The organism is Thiothrix nivea DSM 5205, from assembly GCF_000260135.1.
Classification (GTDB): domain Bacteria; phylum Pseudomonadota; class Gammaproteobacteria; order Thiotrichales; family Thiotrichaceae; genus Thiothrix; species Thiothrix nivea.
This window is the reverse complement of sequence record NZ_JH651384.1, coordinates 2,476,794-2,494,821: the sequence shown is the minus strand read 5'-3', so window position 1 is coordinate 2,494,821 and position 18,028 is coordinate 2,476,794. Positions and strand designations below refer to the sequence as shown.

Here is an 18,028-nt window from a genome sequence, read left to right as displayed (position 1 = left end):
GCGCAACCTTGTAAGATAGCCCCACCTCAAGTGTTCAAAATAAAAGCGAGTGCATGAATGCTCCACGCACACCTGTCCCCCGGGCCGCTGCCATCCCGTATGCAACTGACGAAGGATGGCAAACTGAAACATTTCCTGACCGTTGAAGGTCTGCCGCCGCTGTTGCTGGAAGAAATCCTCGACCGCGCCGAACAGTTCGTCACTTTGCCCAACAAACAGCAGAAAAAAGCCCCCCTGCTGCGCGGCAAGACGGTGATGAACCTGTTTTTCGAGAATTCCACCCGTACCCGCGTCACTTTTGAAATCGCTGCCCAGCGGCTAGGCGCGGACGTGACCAACCTCGACATCCGCACCTCCTCCACCTCCAAGGGCGAAACCCTGCTGGATACGGTGCGCAACCTGGAGGCGATGAATGCCGACATGTTCGTGGTGCGGCATGAACACGCGGGTGCGGCGCATTTCATCGCCCGTTACTGCGCGCCTCACATCAGCGTGCTGAACGCAGGTGATGGGCGTCATTCCCACCCCACCCAGGCGATGCTGGACATGTTTACCATCCGCCAGAAAAAAGGCAGTTTCCAGCCGCTCAAAGTCGCCATTGTCGGCGACGTGCTGCATTCGCGGGTAGCGCGTTCGCAAATCCACGCCCTGACCACGTTGGCTACCGGCGAAGTCCGGGTGATCGCGCCCAAGACCCTGATCCCTGCCGGGGTGGAAAAAATGGGCGTGAACGTGTTCCATCACATGGAAGAGGGCATTGCGGACGTGGATGTCGTCATTATGCTGCGCCTGCAACGTGAGCGGATGCAGACTGCGCTGCTGCCTTCCGAACGCGAATTCTTCAAACTCTACGGCCTGACCGAGGAGCGGATGCAACTTGCCAAACCCGACGCCATCGTCATGCACCCTGGCCCCATCAACCGTGGGGTGGAAATCGACTCGCGGGTGGCGGATGGCCCACAATCTGTCATTCTGGAGCAGGTCACCAACGGCATCGCCGTGCGCATGGCGGTCATGTCCATGATCATGGGGCCACAGGCGGGAGGTGCAGCATGAGCCTGCTGATCCGCAACGCCCGTATCATCGACCCTGCCAGCGGGCTGGATGGCCTGCGCAACCTGCTGGTCAATAATGGCCAGATCGCTGCCCTGACCGAGGCCAACGCCGCCATTTCCGCCGACGAAGAAATCGACGCCAGCGGCTTATGGCTGTTCCCCGGCGCTGTTGACCTCGCTGCCTGGTTGCGCGAACCCGGCCTTGACCATAAGGCAACCCTGGCAAGCGAAACCCGTGCCGCCGCTGCCAGCGGCATTACCACGTTGTGCTATCAGCCGGAACCGGGTGCCAATTTCGACAGTGCTGCCCAGGTCAAGCTGATCGACGACCTCAACCGCAAACTGCAATTCGCCAACGTCGAAGTGCTGGGCAACCTGACCAAGGGGTTGAAAGGCGAACAGCTCAGCAATATGGCCAGCCTCAAACGTGCCGGTTGCGTGGGCGTCACCAACGGCCAACAGCCATTCCATAACCTGCAAACCCTGCGTCGGGCGATGGAATATGCCGCCACCCACGACCTGACCGTGTTCATTTACCCCTCCGAACAGGCGCTGGCAGCGAGCGGCTACATGCACGAGGGCGAAATCTCGGCACGCTTGGGCTTGCCTGCCATTCCGTCAGCGGCAGAAACCGTGGCAGTGGCGCAAACCCTGGCACTGGCCAGCCATACCGGGGCACGGGTGCATTTCTGCCGTTTGTCCGCCAAACTGAGCGTGCGCCTGATCCGCCAAGGCAAGGATAGTGGCCTCGACATCAGTGCTGACGTGGCCGCCCACCAACTGTTCCTCACCGATGTGGATGTGGTGGACTTCAACCCACTGTGCCATGTGATGCCACCGTTGCGTTCCGCCCGTGATCAGGAAGCCCTGCGCGAAGGGCTGGCCGATGGCACCATCGACGCTATCTGTTCTGACCACCAACCGCATGAAGTGGATGCCAAACTGGCACCGTTCCAGCAGACCGCGCCGGGCATTTCCGCACTGGAAACCCTGCTGCCACTGACCTTGCGGCTGGTGGAAGAGGGCGTCCTGACCCTGCCGGAAGCCTTGCGTAAAGTCACCGCCACGCCTGCCCGCATCATCGGCGGCAAAACCGGGCGCATCAGCGTGGGCGCGCCTGCCGATCTGGTGCTGTTCGCCCCAGATACCTTATGGGAGCTGGATTTGAACACCATGCGCAGCGATGGCAAAAATTCGCCATTTGGCGGCTGGAATTTCAACGGTGCCGTCAAGCGTACCCTGTTGGCAGGGAAGACTGTATTCAGTGTTTGATATTGCCCTCTACCAGCCGGAAATTCCCCCCAATACCGGCAACATCATGCGTTTGTGCGCCAATACCGGCTGCCGTTTGCACCTGATCCACCCACTGGGTTTTTCACTGGATGAAAAACAGGTACGCCGCGCCGGGCTGGACTACCGTGACCTTGCGGTCGTGCAGGAACATGACAGTTTTGCCAGCTTTGCCCACGCCATGCAGGATCGGCGCGTATTCGCCCTCAGTACCAAGGCTAATCAGCCTTACACGCAGGCAGCATTCCAGCCCGACGATGTGTTGTTGTTCGGCCCCGAAACCCGTGGCTTGCCGGAGCCATTACTGTTCAGCCTGCCAGATGAGATGAAACTGCGCGTGCCGATGCTGCCCGATAGCCGCAGCCTCAACCTGTCGAACACAGTGGCCGTGGTGACGTATGAAGCATTGCGGCAACAAAAGTTTGCGGAATTAATTTAGATTTTTTACAGGCTCTTTGGGATCTCCCGTGGTTAGGCGTTTATTCGCATAAAAAGCAATCAAATAATTCATTTAAAATCAGCCACTTGTAAGCTCAAGCTTGGCGTTTTCCGCTGATTCGAGAGCAAGAGAGAAGCGAAACCACGGGAGATCCCAAAGAACCTAAAATTATTGTTAATAAACTCCAATACGATGCTATCATTGATAGCATCGTATTGGAGTAGGGTAAAATGCCATGCCAGACCTCATTGTCCGCAAACTGGAGCCTGAAATCATCGAAGCGCTCAAACAGCGCGCCGCCCGCAATGGCAGGAGCGCCGAAATGGAGCACCGCGCCATCCTGCGCGAGGTATTGATGGCCTTGAAAAAACGCAGCCTTGCCGAAGTGCTGGCGGCCATGCCCAATGTCGGGCAAGACAGCGATTTTGAGCGTATCCAGGGCAAACAACCTGTCGCCGATGTATTTGCTTGATACCAACGTCATCAGCGAAATCCGCAAGGGTGAACGCGCCAACCCCGGTGTGCAGGCATTTTTCCAGCAAGTTATCGCTAACCGCGACAAACTGTTCCTGTCAGTCGTCACCCTTGGGGAATTACGCCGTGGCCTGGAATTGATCCGCCACCGCAACGACCGTGAACAGGCAGACCAACTGGAACGCTGGCTGGAAACTATCCTGACCGATTACCAGGACGCCATTATCGGCATTGACGCCGACATCGCCCAGCTATGGGGCAGGTTGCGGGTTCCCCATTACGAACACGAACTGGATAAACTGATAGCCGCCACCGCTTTGCTGTATAATTTGACCGTTGTGACCCGTAACGTGGATGATTTTGCGGGAACAGGAACCCAACTGCTGAACCCGTTTACATGAAACTGATACGCCGCATCTTGCCAGCCCCCGCTTCCGACCCCGGTTGTGTCGCCACCATCGGCAACTTCGATGGCCTGCACAAAGGGCATCAGGCCGTTATCCAGCACGTCGAGTGGAAAGCGCAGGCATTGGGTTTGCCCGCCACCGTCATCAGCTTCGAGCCGCTACCGATCGAGTTTTTCCGTTCCCCACCGCCGCCACGCATTTACGCCTTGCGCGACAAGCTGCGCCTGCTCAGCGGCATGAACGTTGACCGCTTTGCTTGCCTGCGCTTCAACCAGCAACTGGCGGGCATGGAGGCGGAAGATTTCGTGCAAAACATCCTGCTGGATGGGCTGAAAGTACGTTATCTGGTGGTCGGCGATGATTTCCGTTTCGGCAAGGGGCGGCGCGGTGATTACCGTATGTTGCAACAAATGGGCGCGGAGCAGGGGATGCAGGTGGTAGATACGCCCACCTTCCTGCACGACGACGAGCGCGTCAGCAGCACCCGCATCCGGCTGGCGCTGAGCACGGCGGAACTGGCACTGGCAGCGGAACTGCTGGGCAAGCCTTACCGCATTTCCGGGCGGGTGCGCCACGGCGACAAGCGCGGGCGCACCATCGGTTTCCCGACCCTGAACATGCGCGTGCCGCAACATGTGGCATTGCGCAAAGGCGTGTATGCGGTAAAGGTTTACGGGCTAGGCGAACAACCTGTCACGGGCGTGGCCAATCTCGGCGCACGCCCAACCGTACATGGGGTGGAAAACCGGCTGGAAGCCCACCTGTTCGACTTCAACCGGCAGGTGTATGGGCAGCACATTTGCGTGGAGCCGGTCGCCTTCATCCGTGACGAAATGAAATTCGCCTCGCTGGATGAGTTGAAAGCACAAATCGCGCGGGATGCGGCGCAGGCAAGGGCAGGGTTTTAAACCGCTGCCAGCACTTCCCGGTGCGCATCATTACTCAAACGTGCGCCAAACACGGTTACAATCCTTGATGCCGCCAGACTCGCCAGTTTGCCTGCGCGCGCGTTGTCCATCCCCTGAGTAACACCGTACAGGAATGCGCCTGCGAACATATCGCCCGCGCCATTGGTGTCGATGGCCTTGACCGGGTGGGCGGCGATTTCGGTACGGCCTGTCTCATCCACCACCAACGCGCCCTTGCTGCCCAACGTTATCACCAATTTGCCCGCATACGGCTTGATTGCGGCAAGGGCTTCTTCCAGATCGGATTTGCCGGTAAAGGTACAGGCCTCCTCGCGGTTGCAGAACAGGATGTCGACGCCATCGCCCAACATCTGGCGCACGCCGTCGCCGAAATAGGTCACCATCGCCGGGTCAGAGAAGGTCATGGCCGTTTTCACGCCGTGCTCCATGGCTACTTCACGCGCTTTCAATACGGCGGCACGTGACAGGTCGGAAGTCACCAGATAGCCCTCGATATACAGGTACTGGGCCTGCTTGAGTTCGTCCAGATGCAGTTCGGCTTCGGAAAAGTCGGCGGTAATGCCGAGGAAGGTGTTCATGGTGCGCTCGGCGTCCGGCGTGACCATCACCATGCATTTGCCGGTGACGCCTTCGGTAGTGGAACGCACCTGATCCAGTTTGGTGGCAACACCTGCTGCGTGCAGGTCGTGCATGTAGAATTCGCCGGTTTCATCATTCGCCACCTTGCAGGCGTAGAAAGTCTTGCCACCAAACTGGCTGACTGCCACGATGCTGTTGGCGGCAGAACCGCCACTGGCACGCTTTTTCATGCCGAAGGTTTCTGTCAGCCCGGCCAGTAACTGCTGTTGTTTGGCTTGGTCAATCAGCGTCATCATGCCTTTCTGGATGCCGTTTGCCGCCAGAAAATCTTCAGTGACCTCAAATTCTTTGTCCACCAGCGCATTGCCAATGCCGAAAACGTCGTATTTCATCTTGTCCCCATCAAATCATCATCAAATTGAAACTGCCTTGTACCGTATCCGGTTATTCTTTTCCAGCATTTCACCGGCTTCTGCTACACTTTGCCAGCATGAATCGGCTTAATGTTGCTAACAAGTCCATGAACTTATCCACGAAGTTATCCACAGGAAACACATTTTCAACAATTTCTTCAGTCTGGATAAAAAGCAGAATCCCTAGCATACTAAAAAGCCCTATGGAAGCACCACATCCTACCGTTAACCTAGAAAATACTGCATTTGATCTGATAGCTTTATTTTTTTATTGGGAAATAGTTTTCTTATATCCAATTCAGAGAGAAGTTTACCAGCAGCAAAACTGCCGTTATTCTTGTCATTTTGACCGACTTATCCACAAAACAGGGTTACTGGGCTACCCCGTTGTGGCGATGTTCCACGTGGAGCTTGTATGACATCCATACAAAAAATTCTGATTATAAAAACATCATCTCTGGGGGACGTTGTACACATGTTGCCCGCAGTCACCGATGCCACCCATTTTAATCCCGGGCTAGTGGTTGACTGGGTGGTGGAAGAAAATTTTGCCGAAGTGCCTTCCTGGCATCCTGCTGTCAGGCATGTCATTCCTGTTGCCATTCGTCGCTGGCGCAGGCAATTGTTCAAACGCACAAGCTGGCAAGAGATTCAGGCATTCCGCCAAAGCCTGCAACAGGAAGAGTACGATGCCGTGATTGACAGCCAGGGTCTGATGAAAAGCACCTTACTGGGGAAAATGGCACGAGGAAAAACCAGCGGTTACGATCGCCACAGCATCCGCGAACCCATGGCCAGCCTGTTCTACCAGCATACCTTCAGCGTCTCCAAACAACGCCACGCCATTACCCGCAACCGTTTGTTAACGGCCCATGCCCTCGGCTACACGATTGAAAGCCTGCCGCTCGACCATGGCATTGCCAACACCCGATTTCCTGAGCCTGCTGACAAACTGCCGCAACCTTACATCGTCGCCTTGCATGGTACCAGCCGGGTGGACAAGGAATGGCCAGAAAGCCATTGGCTCACCCTGACTGCCACCCTCGCCCGACAAGGCATCCAGACCTTGTTGCCGTGGGGCAACCCGCGTGAACGGGAACGCGCCGAACGGCTGGCGCAAGCAAATGATAGTGTACAGGTACTGCCGCGCAGCCACCTGGGTGAACTGGCTGCCATTATGCAAGGGGCCAGTGGCGTGATCGGCATGGATACCGGCCTGATGCACATCGCCGCCGCGCTGGACAAACCGGCATTGGCACTTTACCCCGTTACCGTGCCGGAACTCACCGGCATTCAAGGCAACAGCCATGGCTGCCAACGGCTGGAAAATCTCAGCGGTGCGGCAACGGCAGATGCTGCCAACGTCACCCGCCGTTTGCTGGCACTGCTGGAAGGCTAAAATCACCATTTTGCAAAAAACCGATAATATGCCGGGATGCCAATGGTGAAAACAACATGCCCGTATGCGAAAGGGGCAGGTGGATACGTGCCGTTTGTGCCGGATGCTCCGCCTCACACACCCGCACCGCCCCATCACTCAATTCCCCGCGCAGGAACAGTGCCCCCAACCCCAGCGGGCGCGTACCAATCACTGCCCCCCATTCACGCCCACTGCCAGCAGGCACATCCTGACCGGAAAGCCCTTGCTCCATGCTGCTGCCAAACGCCAGCCCCAGCAAGGGTAGGCGGCTGAGGGTATGGGCAGCCAGGCTTCCCTGTACCGGTGTACCCAGTGTCACCAAGCGACCCGGCGGCAAATCCGGGTGTCGGCCCAACAAATGCAAAGCGACAATGCCGCCCAGACTATGGGCGACAATGTGTAGATAATCTTAGGACTTACGCATTGACGAAGCAGCCCTGTCTGTGTCAGGAATAAGTTTTTCACGCGACATAAAAGCCAATGATAAGAAGGCCCAAACGCCCACCGACAGCCAATTGCACCCTGCCAATGTACATGGGGTTTCTGATGAGTGAACCGAAATCAAGCACCTGCACCCGCCTGTCGGAAGTGATGGGCATCTCGCATGACAGTGTAAACCGCTTCCTGTTGCGGGAAGCCTATGAGCCAAAAGACCTGTTCAACGAAGCATCGCGGCTGCTGAACCTGGTGGGCGGGACATTGAATGTGGATGACAGTACGCTGGACAAACCCTACAGCCAGCATATGGAGCTGGTTGGACACTTCTGGTCAGGCAAGCACCACCGGGTGGTCAAGGGGCTGAACCTGATCACGTTGTATTACAGTGACCCGCAAGGGCGCAGCCTGCCGGTCAACTACCGGGTGTATGACAAGGCAGAGGGCAAGACCAAGAATGATTATTTCCTCGACATGCTGGAGGACGTGTTGGCATGGGGGCTGCAACCCGCCTTCATGACCGGGGATAGCTGGTATTCCTGTGTGGGCAACCTCAAAACGGTAAGAAACCACCGCATGGGGTTCCTGTTCGCTGTGGAAAGCAACCGCCGGGTATCCACCGAAAAGGGGTCATGGGTGCAGGTACAGAAACTGGACATCCCTGCTGACGGGCTGAGGGTCTGGTTACGCGAATTTGGCGAGGTAAAGCTGTTTCGGACGCAGTTAAAAGACCAACTGCGCCATTACGTGGTTTTCCTCCCGAATGCTGACGCCTATGACACCTTCCAGCAAGCGGATTTCCAGACCCTGCATGACCAGCATTGGCAGATTGAGCAATACCACCGCATGATCAAGCAGGTCTGCCATATCGAGAAATTCCAGGTACGCGGCAACGTCCCGATACGTAACCATATCTTTGCCGCCTTGTGCAGCTATGTCCACCTGCAACAGATGCAGTTTGTTGACATCATCAGCAACGCCTACCAATGGCAACGCGACTTGTACACGGATGCTGTGGCTGCTTTTGTCAGCCGCTTCATGCAAGGCAAGCAGCACCTCAACCCACAATTTCAGGCCGCCGTCAATGCGTAAGTCCTAAATCTGTGGAAAAGTGTTGGATAAGCCGGTAAAGCTGGTCAGCATTCTGCGCCGGGGTGAGCCTGACAGACGCATACCCCGGCACATTGACTTGATAGCCAGCAGTACGCAAGCGTTCCGCCAGCGGGTTCAGCAGCCATGGCCGCATCCAGATACCGTGCAACAGCACGATGGTTTCCCGCTGCGAAATCAATAAATCAAACGGCTTCACTGCCCAGTGCTGCGCGCAAACGGGCCTCTTCCTCACGCAATGCGCGTTGCTGGGAGAACGCCCGCCAAGCCAGTGCCAACACAAACATCAGGGAAATCAGCGCAATCACGACCGACACACGGGAAGGCATGGGAAACCCATCGTCCTGGTTGGCACTGCCATTATCGGTAGCCTGCTGTTGCAGCATGTTTTGCAACGAAACCGGCTTTTTGTCAGTCTCGGTAGGCTCTTGGGTAGCGGGAGCGATCTGGTCAGCAAAAACAACCGGGGTGGAGGCACTGGCAGCAGGTGGGGGTTCCGCTGTCTGACCCGCTGCTTCAGCACCTGCCAGCGTCAGGCTGGATGGTGTACCCGAGCCTGGTTCCGCAGGTGGTTGCGGCGCGGCAAGCCCGGCATCAGGCTGTTCCGCCTTAAGTTGGGCGTGTAGTGCCTGATTTTCAGCAAACTGGCGCTTGATGGAAATGCTGGCTTCACGCAAAGCAGCTTGCAGGTTCTGGATATGGGTATCGCGCTGTTCCAACAATGCCTTGAGGTCGGCCAGTTCCGCCTGCATGGCTTTGCTGTTTTTGGCATTGGACTGTTTGGAGATGGCCTGCAATTCAACGATACGGACATCTTTTTGCTGCAATTGTTGCTTGAGACCAGCCAAATCAGTCTGTAATTTGATCAATAGTTCTGATTGTAAAGTGGATACTTGCTGTTGGCCTGCCTTGCCTGATTGCTTGGATTGCCCCTGTAATGCCTTGATTTGCAGAGCCATGCTGGCGCTTTTTTCCTGCTCTTTCTTGAGCTGATTGCGCAGCTTGTCAATCTCGCCCTGTAAACTGGCCATGTTGACGGTGGTTTCAGCAGAAGGTTGGGAATCTGTAACTGCCGCCGGTTTGCCCGCTACCGGTGCTGCTTCCGCTTGTTCAACCACTCCCCCCAGAGCAGGCACCTTGAGGTAAATACCCTTTTTCAACATGCCCGGGTGGCCGGCAATAAAAGCGTGGGGATTCTCGGCGCGGAAAGCTTGCATCATTTTCGCTGTGCTTACGCCCTGGCTGGAACTGTAGTGATTGGCGATGTCCCACAAGGTTTCATTGCTTTTGATCGGGCCGTACTGCTCCGCATAGGCAGGTTGCAGGAAGATGGACGCCGCCAGCAACAGCCCCGTGGCGGCGGCAAAGGTTTTGTGTTTCATGGCTTTTCCGCGCAGACAATCCAAGGTTAATCTTTTATATAGACGACCCGGGCTGCAAATGCAGCCGGGTCGCCAATAGCCCCGATCATAACCTGAGAGCGGCCAGTCATGCACGGATTACCGGACAGCGTGCCCCGGGAGTGGAATTTCCGGTAGCGTCCGATCTGCCCAGCGGCTGGCCAGCAGGTACTTGGGTTTTCCGACACCTGTTTCGGGGTTGAGTTCCAACACGGCTTCCCGCTCTAGCTTTTCGAGGATTTTTTCGGCTATTTTCTGCCGTTCCGGCTTGCCAATCAGGGATGGCTGCAAACCGAGTACCTTAGTGTGCTGGCGGATCACATCGGTCACGGCATCTGTCACCGGGCGCACCGTTGGCTTGAGGTCACCGTTGATGACGCGGGAACGCACCTCCATGTAAATCAGCTTGAAAAAGCGTTCGCGGGTCAGATCGCGTACCTTGGAGGGTAACGGTTCCGGACGCTCGGCTTCGGTTTCCGTTGCGGTGGCAAGTTTGGTATCGGTCGCCTCCGCCTGTTCCCCCTGTACAGGTCTACCCGTTGTAGGTTCCACTTCCGCCGTTGGTGGCGCTGGCTCTGTAGTTGGATGCAGGCGGACATTGGCGATATCGGCAGCGTTGGCGCGTTCCGGCATTACCTGGTTCAGGTATTGGTCACGCAAACCAGCACCGTGATCGCGTGGAATTTCGCCTACGCCCGCCAACGCCATGGCCCCACCCGGGTGGATGAGGTCACCCCGGGTATCACGCCCCAGCAGCAGCAGGGCCCGCTTGTGGTCGGCCACGTAGCCACCGACGAAATGGAAAGCATATTCAAATGTGCCAATAATGATCATCGAGAACAGGAATGAAGCCCAGATTCCACCCACATTAAACAGCCCCTTGATCAGGCGGATCATGGCGTAGTGCTTGTCTTCATCATATTCCAACGTCTTGGCCTGGCTGATGGCCGCGCTCAGGGCAGTCCCGACCACCGCCGCCGACCCGCTGGCAGAGGCTTGTGCAGCCGCCATTTCACCTTTGGCTTCGGCGATTTTGCCGTATTCATACTTTTCGCACTGCTGAATACGCGCGGCACTGTGGTATTTGCCCTTACAGGCTGCCAATTCGGCTTCATGCCGGGCCAGTTTGCCACTGGCAGCAGCAAGCTGGCCAGAACCTGTCGGCGTCGTCGCCTGCGCACTCAGGTTCTGGATGCTGCCCAGCGCCGCCTGGAACACCGGTGAGCTGGTGGAACGCTGGCGCACGGTGGCGTCTTCCCGTTCCATCGACTGTGACACTTCGGAGAACAGGCCGAAAAACACCACGATGAAAGTGGCCATCAGCGCCGCTGACCCTTTGTAGCCACTAGCGTACAGGAATGCCTGTGCCGCCGTGATCACCGCTGTGATCCCAAGACCCAGGGAGGCATTCGCCCATTGTTCGCCTGTCCAGTTCAGCGGAGCCATTTCACCGCCAACAAAGTATTTCACGACAAAAAAGGCCGAGGCGAGAAAGGCGGCAAATGCTGCCATCAACAGCCAGGCTTGCGCCTTGCGCAAGTCTGCCAAAATGTCGCGTAGTGATTTGGTTTCAACCAAGTACGTTGGTCGATCCAGGTTGGTATTTGTAGTGGAATCAGTCATAATGAAACCTTCCTGTCATAACTTACCCAGTAATACGGGAACATGGCGTGTTGGAAGCGGCAACTTTCATCACGCCTTTTTTTTACATCCAGCCTGCCAGCATCAGCAGCACGCTGAGGAACCACAGCAGGTGACGATCCGCGCGCAGGCTGTGCGCCGCCACGACTGCCCCTACCAGTGCCAAGCCAATCAGCATGTACGGCAGGTGTAAGGTGGCCGTCTCCACATTGCTGATCTGGTCGATGCCGGGCAGTAAAATCAGCAACGCCCACACCGCCATTGCCCACACGACCAGCAGGGCGCGGGTGATTTTCCAGACCTGCCCCCATTCGGGTTTGCCCTGCGCGCGGGGCATGTCAGGCAGTGCCGTAGCCGGGTTTAAAGTCGCCAGGTTATTGGCTTGCATGTCAGTATTCATGTTGTTACTCCTTCTATTTCTGTTGAATGTGGAAAAAAGCGGGCAGCACGAGGATGGCGGCTGCCCAATGGGCTGACCCGCCGGGCAGCGGGCTGTCGAAGATACCGGTATGGTTTTAATAACTGCGGAACAGGCCGACCATTTTGCCTTGTACCTGTACGCTTTCCGCCGGGTAGACCATGGGTTGCATGGTGCTGTTTTCCGGGCGTAATTCAATGCGGCCATCAGCCAGGCGATACAGGCGCTTGAGGGTCGCTTCCTCACGTTCCACCAGCGCTACCACGATGTCGCCGTTGCGGGCGCTGTCCTGTTGCTGGATGACGACGAAATCGCCGTCCATGATGCCAATGTCGATCATGGATTCGCCGCGCACTTCCAGTACGTAGCGCCCGTTGCCACTGAACATGTCGCTGGGGTTGATTTCATCCTTGCCGGTAATCGCCTCAATCGGTTTACCAGCAGCGATACGGCCTGCCAGCGGCAGACCCAGGGGAAGTTGTGGGTGACGCGCCACTACCACTTCTGGCATCCGGTAGGCGCGCTTGCCCTCAGTTGATTGCAGGCGGCCTTCCCGAATCAGCGCCTGCACGTGTTGGTGGATGGTACTGCGGGTATTGATGCCACAGGCCAGGGCAATTTCATCCAGGGTAGGGGCGTAGCCGTTGCGGGCGTACAGGGACTGGATCACATCCCAAATCTGTTGCTGTCGTCGTGTGAGCATGTTTCTCTTCCTTACCAACAAACCGAACAAAACACGAACTAAATATACGAACAAAGACCGAATCAGGCAAATCAAAAATACTTGCCATAGATTCGTTTTTTGTTCGTTTTTTCCGATGAGCGGTAGAATTGGCTTTAAGTTGGTGGGCTTGCTGGCAGTAATTTCAGGGATTGTGTGTGGAGCAGCAGCCACCTCAGAAAGCGGGCTGGCTTTATGGGTTTACTTTCCGATACAGAAGGAACTGAAGATTTCACCCAGCAAATCATCCGGGGTAAATTTGCCGGTGATCTGCCCAAGAGCATTCTGTGCCAACCGCAATTCCTCTGCCATCAGCTCGCCCGCATTAAATCCGCGTAACTGGAATTCGGCGCGTTGGACAGCTTGCTGGGTTTCTTCCAGCGCCTGCAAGTGGCGGCGGCGGGCGATGAAAGTGTCTTCCGCTTCACCCTGATAGCCCATACGGGTTTTGAGTTCGGCACGCAAAGCTGCGATGCCCTGGTCGTGTTTGGCTGAAATGTAGATGTGTTCACCCTGCTTGCCGGGCTGTTTGCCGCTGAGGTCAATCTTGTTGTGCACGGTAATGCGCGGCAGGTGAGGGGGCAGGCGCGCCAGAATATCGGCGTTTTCCGGTTCATCATGGCGGGTGTCGTCCACCAGCAGCAGGATCAGGTCGGCGCGTTCGATTTCCTGCCAGGCGCGTTCGATACCGATCTTTTCCACCGGGTCGTCGCTGTCGCGCAAACCCGCAGTATCGACGATGTGCAGGGGCATTCCATCCAAGTTGATGCGTTCGCGCAATACGTCGCGGGTAGTACCGGCGATGTCAGTAACGATAGCGGTTTCCTGTCCGGCCAGCGCATTCAGCAGACTGGATTTACCGGCATTGGGTCGACCAACAATCACTAAATGCATCCCGTCACGCAGCAGGCTACCCTGGTGGGCTTTCTGGAAAATGGTGTGCAATTGCTGCTTGATGGTTTCCAGTCGGCGGGTGACTGCGTTATCGGCGAGGAAGTCGATTTCCTCATCCGGAAAGTCGAGGGCAGCTTCCACATACACCCGCAATTCGATCAAACCGGTGAGCAGGGTATTGACCGCCTCGGAAAACTCACCTTGCAGCGAACGCAGGGCGGAACGCGCCGCCTGTTCCGACCCTGAATCTATAAGGTCGGCAATCGCTTCGGCCTGCGCCAGATCCAGCTTGTCGTTGAGGAATGCACGCTCGGAAAACTCGCCCGGTCGTGCCAGCCGCGCACCCAGTTCCACACAACGCTTGAGCAGCATATCCAGCACCACCATGCCACCGTGACCTTGCAATTCCAGCACGTCTTCGCCGGTAAACGAATGCGGTGCCGGGAAATACAGGGCGATGCCGTCATCCAGCGGCGTACCATCCGCAGCACGGAACAAACGGTGGGAAGCTTTACGCGGGGGGGGCAGGGAACCCAGGATACTGGCCGCCAGCTCGGGAACCCGCTGGCCGGAAATACGGATAATCCCGACCCCACCGCGCCCCGGCGGGGTAGCCACAGCCGCAATGGTGTCGGGATTGTTCCACATCAAACATCAGACTCCTGACTAAGCGTGCCCCACAATTTTCTTGTTGATGTACCACTGTTGCGCCATCGACAGCACGTTATTGACCACCCAGTACAACACCAAACCTGCCGGGAAGAACAAGAACATGACGGTGAAAATGATCGGCATGAACTGGAAAATCTTCTGCTGCATCGGGTCAACCTGCGGTGGGTTGAGCTTCTGTTGCAAGAACATGGAAGCCCCCATGATCAGCGGCAGCACGAAGTAAGGATCCATGATCGACAAGTCCTTGTACCACAAAATCCATGGTGCCTGACGCAATTCCACGCTTTCCAGCAGCACCCAGTACAGCCCCATGAACACCGGAATCTGGATCAGGATCGGCAGGCAACCTCCCAGCGGATTGATCTTTTCCTTACGGTAAATCTCCATCATCGCCTTTTGCTTGCCCTGCGGGTCATCGGCATAGCGCTCGTTGATTTCCTTAAGCTTGGGGGAAACCGCCTTCATCTTGGCCATGGATTTGTAGCTGACTGCTGATGGCCAGAAAAATGCTGCCTTGATAATGATGGTGAGGATGATGATCGTCCAGCCCCAGTTACCCACCACATTGTGGATCATTTGCATCAGCCAAAAAATCGGCTTGGAAATGAACGCGAAAATGCCGTAATCCACCGTCAGGTCGAGGCCATCAGCGATTTTTTCCAGCGTATCCTGATCCTTGGGGCCGACGTACAGGCTATCCTTGAAGGTGCCAGTAGCACCTGGCGCTATTTGTTGCACAGGGCTGCGGATACCCAGAACATACGCCTTGTTACCCTGATTTTCGGTCAACATGCTGTAGTACTGTTCATCCTGCTCTTTGGCGGGAACCCAGGCGCTAATGAAGTAGTGTTCCAACATTGCCACCCAGCCATTTTGGGCAATCTCATTCAGCGGCGTATTTTCCTTGGACATTTTTTCAATGTCGCTGAAAGACAGCTTGGCAAACTTGCCTTCATGGTAATACGCCGTGCCGACATAAGCCTGCACTCCCGTCAAGAATCCACCTGATTTTTGCGGTGGTGGGCCATGTTTGAGTTGGGTGTAAGCAGTACCGCTCCAGACTGCCGCAGAGTTGTTGGCTACCTCATGCTCAACCCCTACCTGGAAACTGCCGCGTTTGAAGATAAAGCGTTTGGTTACGCTGACCCCATTCGCGCCTTGCCAGGTCAATGGTACCACCAGTTCGTCCTGACCTTCACCCAAGGTGTATTCAGTTTGCGCAGTGCTGAAGGTAGCCAGATGGTCGGGAGCCAATGCCTTGACATCCTGCCCTGTCACCGCCTGATGTTGCAAGCCGGATTGCGCCACGTAGTTGCGCCCGTTCAAATCGAGGATTTTTACCGCCTTGTCAGGCTCATCCAGACTGACAGGGTAGGTAGGCAAATCGGCTTCCAGCACTTCCCCGCCACGGGTATTGATACGCATCAGGAGTGTATCGGTACGCACGGTAATGGTCTGGCCGACGGCAGCATCACCCGGTGGGGCTACCGTATCCGTACCTGGCAAAGCCGGGCTGGCTCCCTGTGTCGGTACATCCTGGGCAGTGCCGCCGTCAACTGGGCTGCTGGCCATTGTTGCCGCCGTTGGTGGCGGTTTAGGGGCATGATCCTGCTGCCAGGTCGTCCAGATCAGGAACAGCATGAATAACAGGGTGAGATACAGGAAAGGACGTTGCGAATCCATGGGTAGTGCAATCCGGTTATTGGCGGTTAGGGCAGGGCAGTCTTGTCGGCTTGCCCAGACCCGGCAGAGTATAGCTTGTGCAGGCGCAACCATAAACCTTCCAGTTGCTGGAAAAGGTCTTTGTTGCTCAGGGTGAGGACGTCCGACCGGCACATGACAACAATGTCGGTCGCAGGCAGGGTGGCTTGATGCTGACGGAAGCTTTCCCGTACCAGCCGACGGATGCGGTTACGGTCGTGGGCGCGGCGCAGGGCTTTCTTGGCAATGGCCATTCCCAAACGGGGGTAGCCTGCTTCATTCGGGGCAGTACGGGCGCTCAGCCCACCTTCATAACAACGCCTGCCTTGTTGGAAAACCCGCTGGAACTCTGCCGGACGGGTCAGGCGCACCTGGCGCGGGAAGCTGCTCACTCCCTGCTTTTGCACCAGCTTACGGGATCAGGCGGGCGCGGCCCTTGGCACGACGGGCGCTCAGGACTTTACGGCCATCCGCAGTCGCCATGCGGGCGCGGAAACCGTGGGTACGGGCACGATGGATCTTGCTAGGTTGAAAGGTTCTTTTCATGACAAAACACCAATTAATTCAAAAAATCTCTGGATGCACCGCCTGGAAATTTTTTCCAAGTCCCCTGACGGCCAAAAAGGTGAGGCACATTAAGGGATTGCATCAATTTTGTCAAGACTGTGATCAGGTAGTGGCAGGGTAATCGCATTAAAACGCTATTGACAAACTGCTGTGCCGAGGGTTAGCTGCGGGTATTTTGGTAGCCCATGAAACTCCACCCAACCGCCGCTATTGTTGACCATTTTGCCTCCATCCCTGACCCACGTCTGAACCGCCGTAAGCGGCACAAACTCAGTGACATCTTCTTCATTACCCTGTGCGCAGTGATTTGCGGGGCGGATGACTGGGCTTCCATTGAGCTGTTCGGCAAATCCAAACGAAAATGGTTCACGGAGGTGTTGGGGTTGCAACACGGCATCCCGTCACACGATACCTTTGGCCGGGTTTTTGGCCTGATCGACACACAGCAGTTCAGTGAATGTTTCAGCCGCTGGGTGGCTGACCTGTCCGACCTCAGTGATGGCGAAATCATCGCGATTGATGGCAAATGCCTGCGCCGCAGCCTGGACAGTGCTTCGGACAAAGCGGCCATCTACATGGTCAGTGCCTGGGCGACCCGGAATCAATTGGTGCTGGGACAACAGCGGGTGGATGATAAATCCAACGAAATCACTGCCATCCCTAAACTATTGATGCAACTGAACATGACAGGAGCGGTAGTGACGTTGGATGCGATGGGTTGCCAAACGGCCATTGCCAGGCAGATCATCGACCAGCAAGCCGATTACCTGCTCAGCCTGAAAGGCAACCAGGGCACGCTCCATCAGGACGTGAAGCTATTTTTTGAATCGGCCAACACCTGCCCACCCATTGGCCATACCCGTTATGACGGCGGGCATGGACGGATTGAAACCCGCATCGTGCGGGCTACCTCCAACATTGGCTGGTTGAAGAAAGACCATCCCCATTGGACAAAACTGACCAGCATTATCGCTGTCACTGCCATCCGTGAATGCAAGGATAAGACCACTGAAGAAACCCGTTACTTCATCAGCAGCATGGATGCCTCCAACCCGGAGCGGCTGGGACAGGTCGTGCGGGCACACTGGGGCATTGAAAACAACCTGCACTGGGTGCTGGATTACGCTTTCCGCGAAGATGACCAGCGGATGCGTTCCGGCAACAGCGACGCCAACATGGCTGTCGTCCGCCACATTGCCCTCAATCTGGTTAAAACTGACAAAACCATCAAGGTCGGTGTGAAAAACAAACGCCTCAATGCCGGGTGGGATGAAGATTATCTGCTAAAAATTGTCACCGGCAGACTGGGGGCTACCAAGATTAAAATTTAGACCATTGTAAAACAAGATGTTTTTAATGCGATTGCCCTACAGGTAGTGGCGCTAGCTTGCGCTTGTGGATAACTCTGCTGGGCATCTATAATTAGCGGTTCCAACACAGAATTTACCACCCGTTTCAACCAC

The 18,028-nt window shown here is 56.1% G+C and carries 20 protein-coding genes; 9 read left to right on the top strand and 11 right to left on the bottom strand.

Features of this window, described 5'->3' with window-relative positions:
- Positions 1 to 57: 57 nt before the first annotated feature.
- The 6 genes from THINI_RS12590 (at position 58) to ribF (ending at position 4,573) form a co-directional block, all read left to right on the top strand.
- Positions 58 to 1,056 carry an aspartate carbamoyltransferase catalytic subunit gene (locus THINI_RS12590; protein ID WP_002708947.1) on the top strand — a complete coding sequence of 333 codons (999 nt, stop codon included), beginning with the start codon at positions 58 to 60 and terminating at the stop codon, positions 1,054 to 1,056.
- On the top strand, positions 1,053 to 2,327 hold the full coding sequence (locus THINI_RS12585; protein WP_002708946.1) for a dihydroorotase: 1,275 nt from the start codon (positions 1,053 to 1,055) through the stop codon (positions 2,325 to 2,327). The genes THINI_RS12590 and THINI_RS12585 overlap by 4 nt, the downstream gene beginning before the upstream one ends.
- Complete coding sequence (locus tag THINI_RS12580) at positions 2,320 to 2,784, top strand: tRNA (cytidine(34)-2'-O)-methyltransferase (RefSeq protein ID WP_002708945.1); 465 nt, start codon at positions 2,320 to 2,322, stop codon at positions 2,782 to 2,784. The genes THINI_RS12585 and THINI_RS12580 overlap by 8 nt, the downstream gene beginning before the upstream one ends.
- Before the next feature lie 235 nt (positions 2,785 to 3,019).
- Positions 3,020 to 3,256 (top strand): FitA-like ribbon-helix-helix domain-containing protein, encoded by a 237-nt coding sequence (locus tag THINI_RS12575; RefSeq protein WP_002708944.1) that lies wholly within the window; start codon positions 3,020 to 3,022, stop codon positions 3,254 to 3,256.
- On the top strand, positions 3,243 to 3,659 hold the full coding sequence (locus THINI_RS12570; protein WP_002708943.1) for a type II toxin-antitoxin system VapC family toxin: 417 nt from the start codon (positions 3,243 to 3,245) through the stop codon (positions 3,657 to 3,659). The genes THINI_RS12575 and THINI_RS12570 overlap by 14 nt, the downstream gene beginning before the upstream one ends.
- Complete coding sequence (gene ribF / locus THINI_RS12565) at positions 3,656 to 4,573, top strand: bifunctional riboflavin kinase/FAD synthetase (RefSeq protein ID WP_002708942.1); 918 nt, start codon at positions 3,656 to 3,658, stop codon at positions 4,571 to 4,573. The genes THINI_RS12570 and ribF overlap by 4 nt, the downstream gene beginning before the upstream one ends.
- Here ribF and THINI_RS12560 read toward each other — a convergent pair.
- A complete protein-coding gene (locus THINI_RS12560; RefSeq protein WP_002708941.1) occupies positions 4,570 to 5,565 on the bottom strand; it encodes an adenosine kinase in 996 nt (331 codons plus the stop codon). The two genes, ribF and THINI_RS12560, sit on opposite strands and share 4 nt — an antisense overlap.
- A gap of 436 nt (positions 5,566 to 6,001) precedes the next feature.
- Between THINI_RS12560 and waaC the strand changes: the two genes are divergently transcribed.
- Positions 6,002 to 6,985 (top strand): lipopolysaccharide heptosyltransferase I, encoded by a 984-nt coding sequence (gene waaC, locus THINI_RS12555; RefSeq protein WP_002708939.1) that lies wholly within the window; start codon positions 6,002 to 6,004, stop codon positions 6,983 to 6,985.
- Here waaC and THINI_RS12550 read toward each other — a convergent pair.
- A complete protein-coding gene (locus THINI_RS12550) occupies positions 6,951 to 7,325 on the bottom strand; it encodes a hypothetical protein (RefSeq protein ID WP_154724411.1) in 375 nt (124 codons plus the stop codon). The two genes, waaC and THINI_RS12550, sit on opposite strands and share 35 nt — an antisense overlap.
- A 164-nt stretch (positions 7,326 to 7,489) precedes the next feature.
- On the opposite strand from THINI_RS12550, the gene THINI_RS12545 reads away from it, so the two are divergent.
- Positions 7,490 to 8,533: an IS701 family transposase gene (locus THINI_RS12545; RefSeq protein WP_081485941.1), complete on the top strand. Its 1,044-nt coding sequence runs from the start codon at positions 7,490 to 7,492 to the stop codon at positions 8,531 to 8,533.
- On the opposite strand, the gene THINI_RS12540 is transcribed toward THINI_RS12545, so the two are convergent.
- The 9 genes from THINI_RS12540 to rpmH form a co-directional block, all read right to left on the bottom strand.
- Positions 8,523 to 8,732, bottom strand: a complete 210-nt coding sequence (locus THINI_RS12540) for an esterase/lipase family protein (RefSeq protein WP_154724410.1) — start codon at positions 8,730 to 8,732, stop codon at positions 8,523 to 8,525. The two genes, THINI_RS12545 and THINI_RS12540, sit on opposite strands and share 11 nt — an antisense overlap.
- A gap of 4 nt (positions 8,733 to 8,736) precedes the next feature.
- A complete protein-coding gene (locus THINI_RS12535; protein ID WP_002708938.1) occupies positions 8,737 to 9,933 on the bottom strand; it encodes a FimV/HubP family polar landmark protein in 1,197 nt (398 codons plus the stop codon).
- A 117-nt stretch (positions 9,934 to 10,050) separates the two neighbouring features.
- Positions 10,051 to 11,574 carry a hypothetical protein gene (locus THINI_RS12530; protein ID WP_002708937.1) on the bottom strand — a complete coding sequence of 508 codons (1,524 nt, stop codon included), beginning with the start codon at positions 11,572 to 11,574 and terminating at the stop codon, positions 10,051 to 10,053.
- Positions 11,575 to 11,656: 82 nt separating this feature from the next.
- Complete coding sequence (locus THINI_RS12525; protein WP_002708936.1) at positions 11,657 to 11,992, bottom strand: hypothetical protein; 336 nt, start codon at positions 11,990 to 11,992, stop codon at positions 11,657 to 11,659.
- Between the two features lie 115 nt (positions 11,993 to 12,107).
- The gene (gene lexA / locus THINI_RS12520) at positions 12,108 to 12,713 is read right to left on the bottom strand and encodes a transcriptional repressor LexA (RefSeq protein ID WP_002708935.1); all 606 of its coding nucleotides are present in this window, start codon (positions 12,711 to 12,713) and stop codon (positions 12,108 to 12,110) included.
- 219 nt (positions 12,714 to 12,932) lie between these two features.
- Positions 12,933 to 14,273, bottom strand: coding sequence for a tRNA uridine-5-carboxymethylaminomethyl(34) synthesis GTPase MnmE (gene mnmE / locus THINI_RS12515; protein ID WP_002708934.1), 1,341 nt, complete (start codon positions 14,271 to 14,273; stop codon positions 12,933 to 12,935).
- Positions 14,274 to 14,291: 18 nt separating this feature from the next.
- Positions 14,292 to 15,980, bottom strand: coding sequence for a membrane protein insertase YidC (gene yidC, locus THINI_RS12510; protein ID WP_002708933.1), 1,689 nt, complete (start codon positions 15,978 to 15,980; stop codon positions 14,292 to 14,294).
- A gap of 26 nt (positions 15,981 to 16,006) precedes the next feature.
- Entirely contained in the window at positions 16,007 to 16,390 is a 384-nt protein-coding gene (gene rnpA / locus THINI_RS12505) for a ribonuclease P protein component (protein ID WP_154724409.1), read from the bottom strand.
- 19 nt (positions 16,391 to 16,409) lie between these two features.
- Positions 16,410 to 16,544 (bottom strand): 50S ribosomal protein L34, encoded by a 135-nt coding sequence (rpmH, locus tag THINI_RS12500; protein WP_002708931.1) that lies wholly within the window; start codon positions 16,542 to 16,544, stop codon positions 16,410 to 16,412.
- A 206-nt stretch (positions 16,545 to 16,750) separates the two neighbouring features.
- On the opposite strand from rpmH, the gene THINI_RS12495 reads away from it, so the two are divergent.
- Positions 16,751 to 17,896: an ISAs1 family transposase gene (locus THINI_RS12495; RefSeq protein ID WP_002708100.1), complete on the top strand. Its 1,146-nt coding sequence runs from the start codon at positions 16,751 to 16,753 to the stop codon at positions 17,894 to 17,896.
- The last annotated feature ends 132 nt before the right edge of the window (positions 17,897 to 18,028 follow it).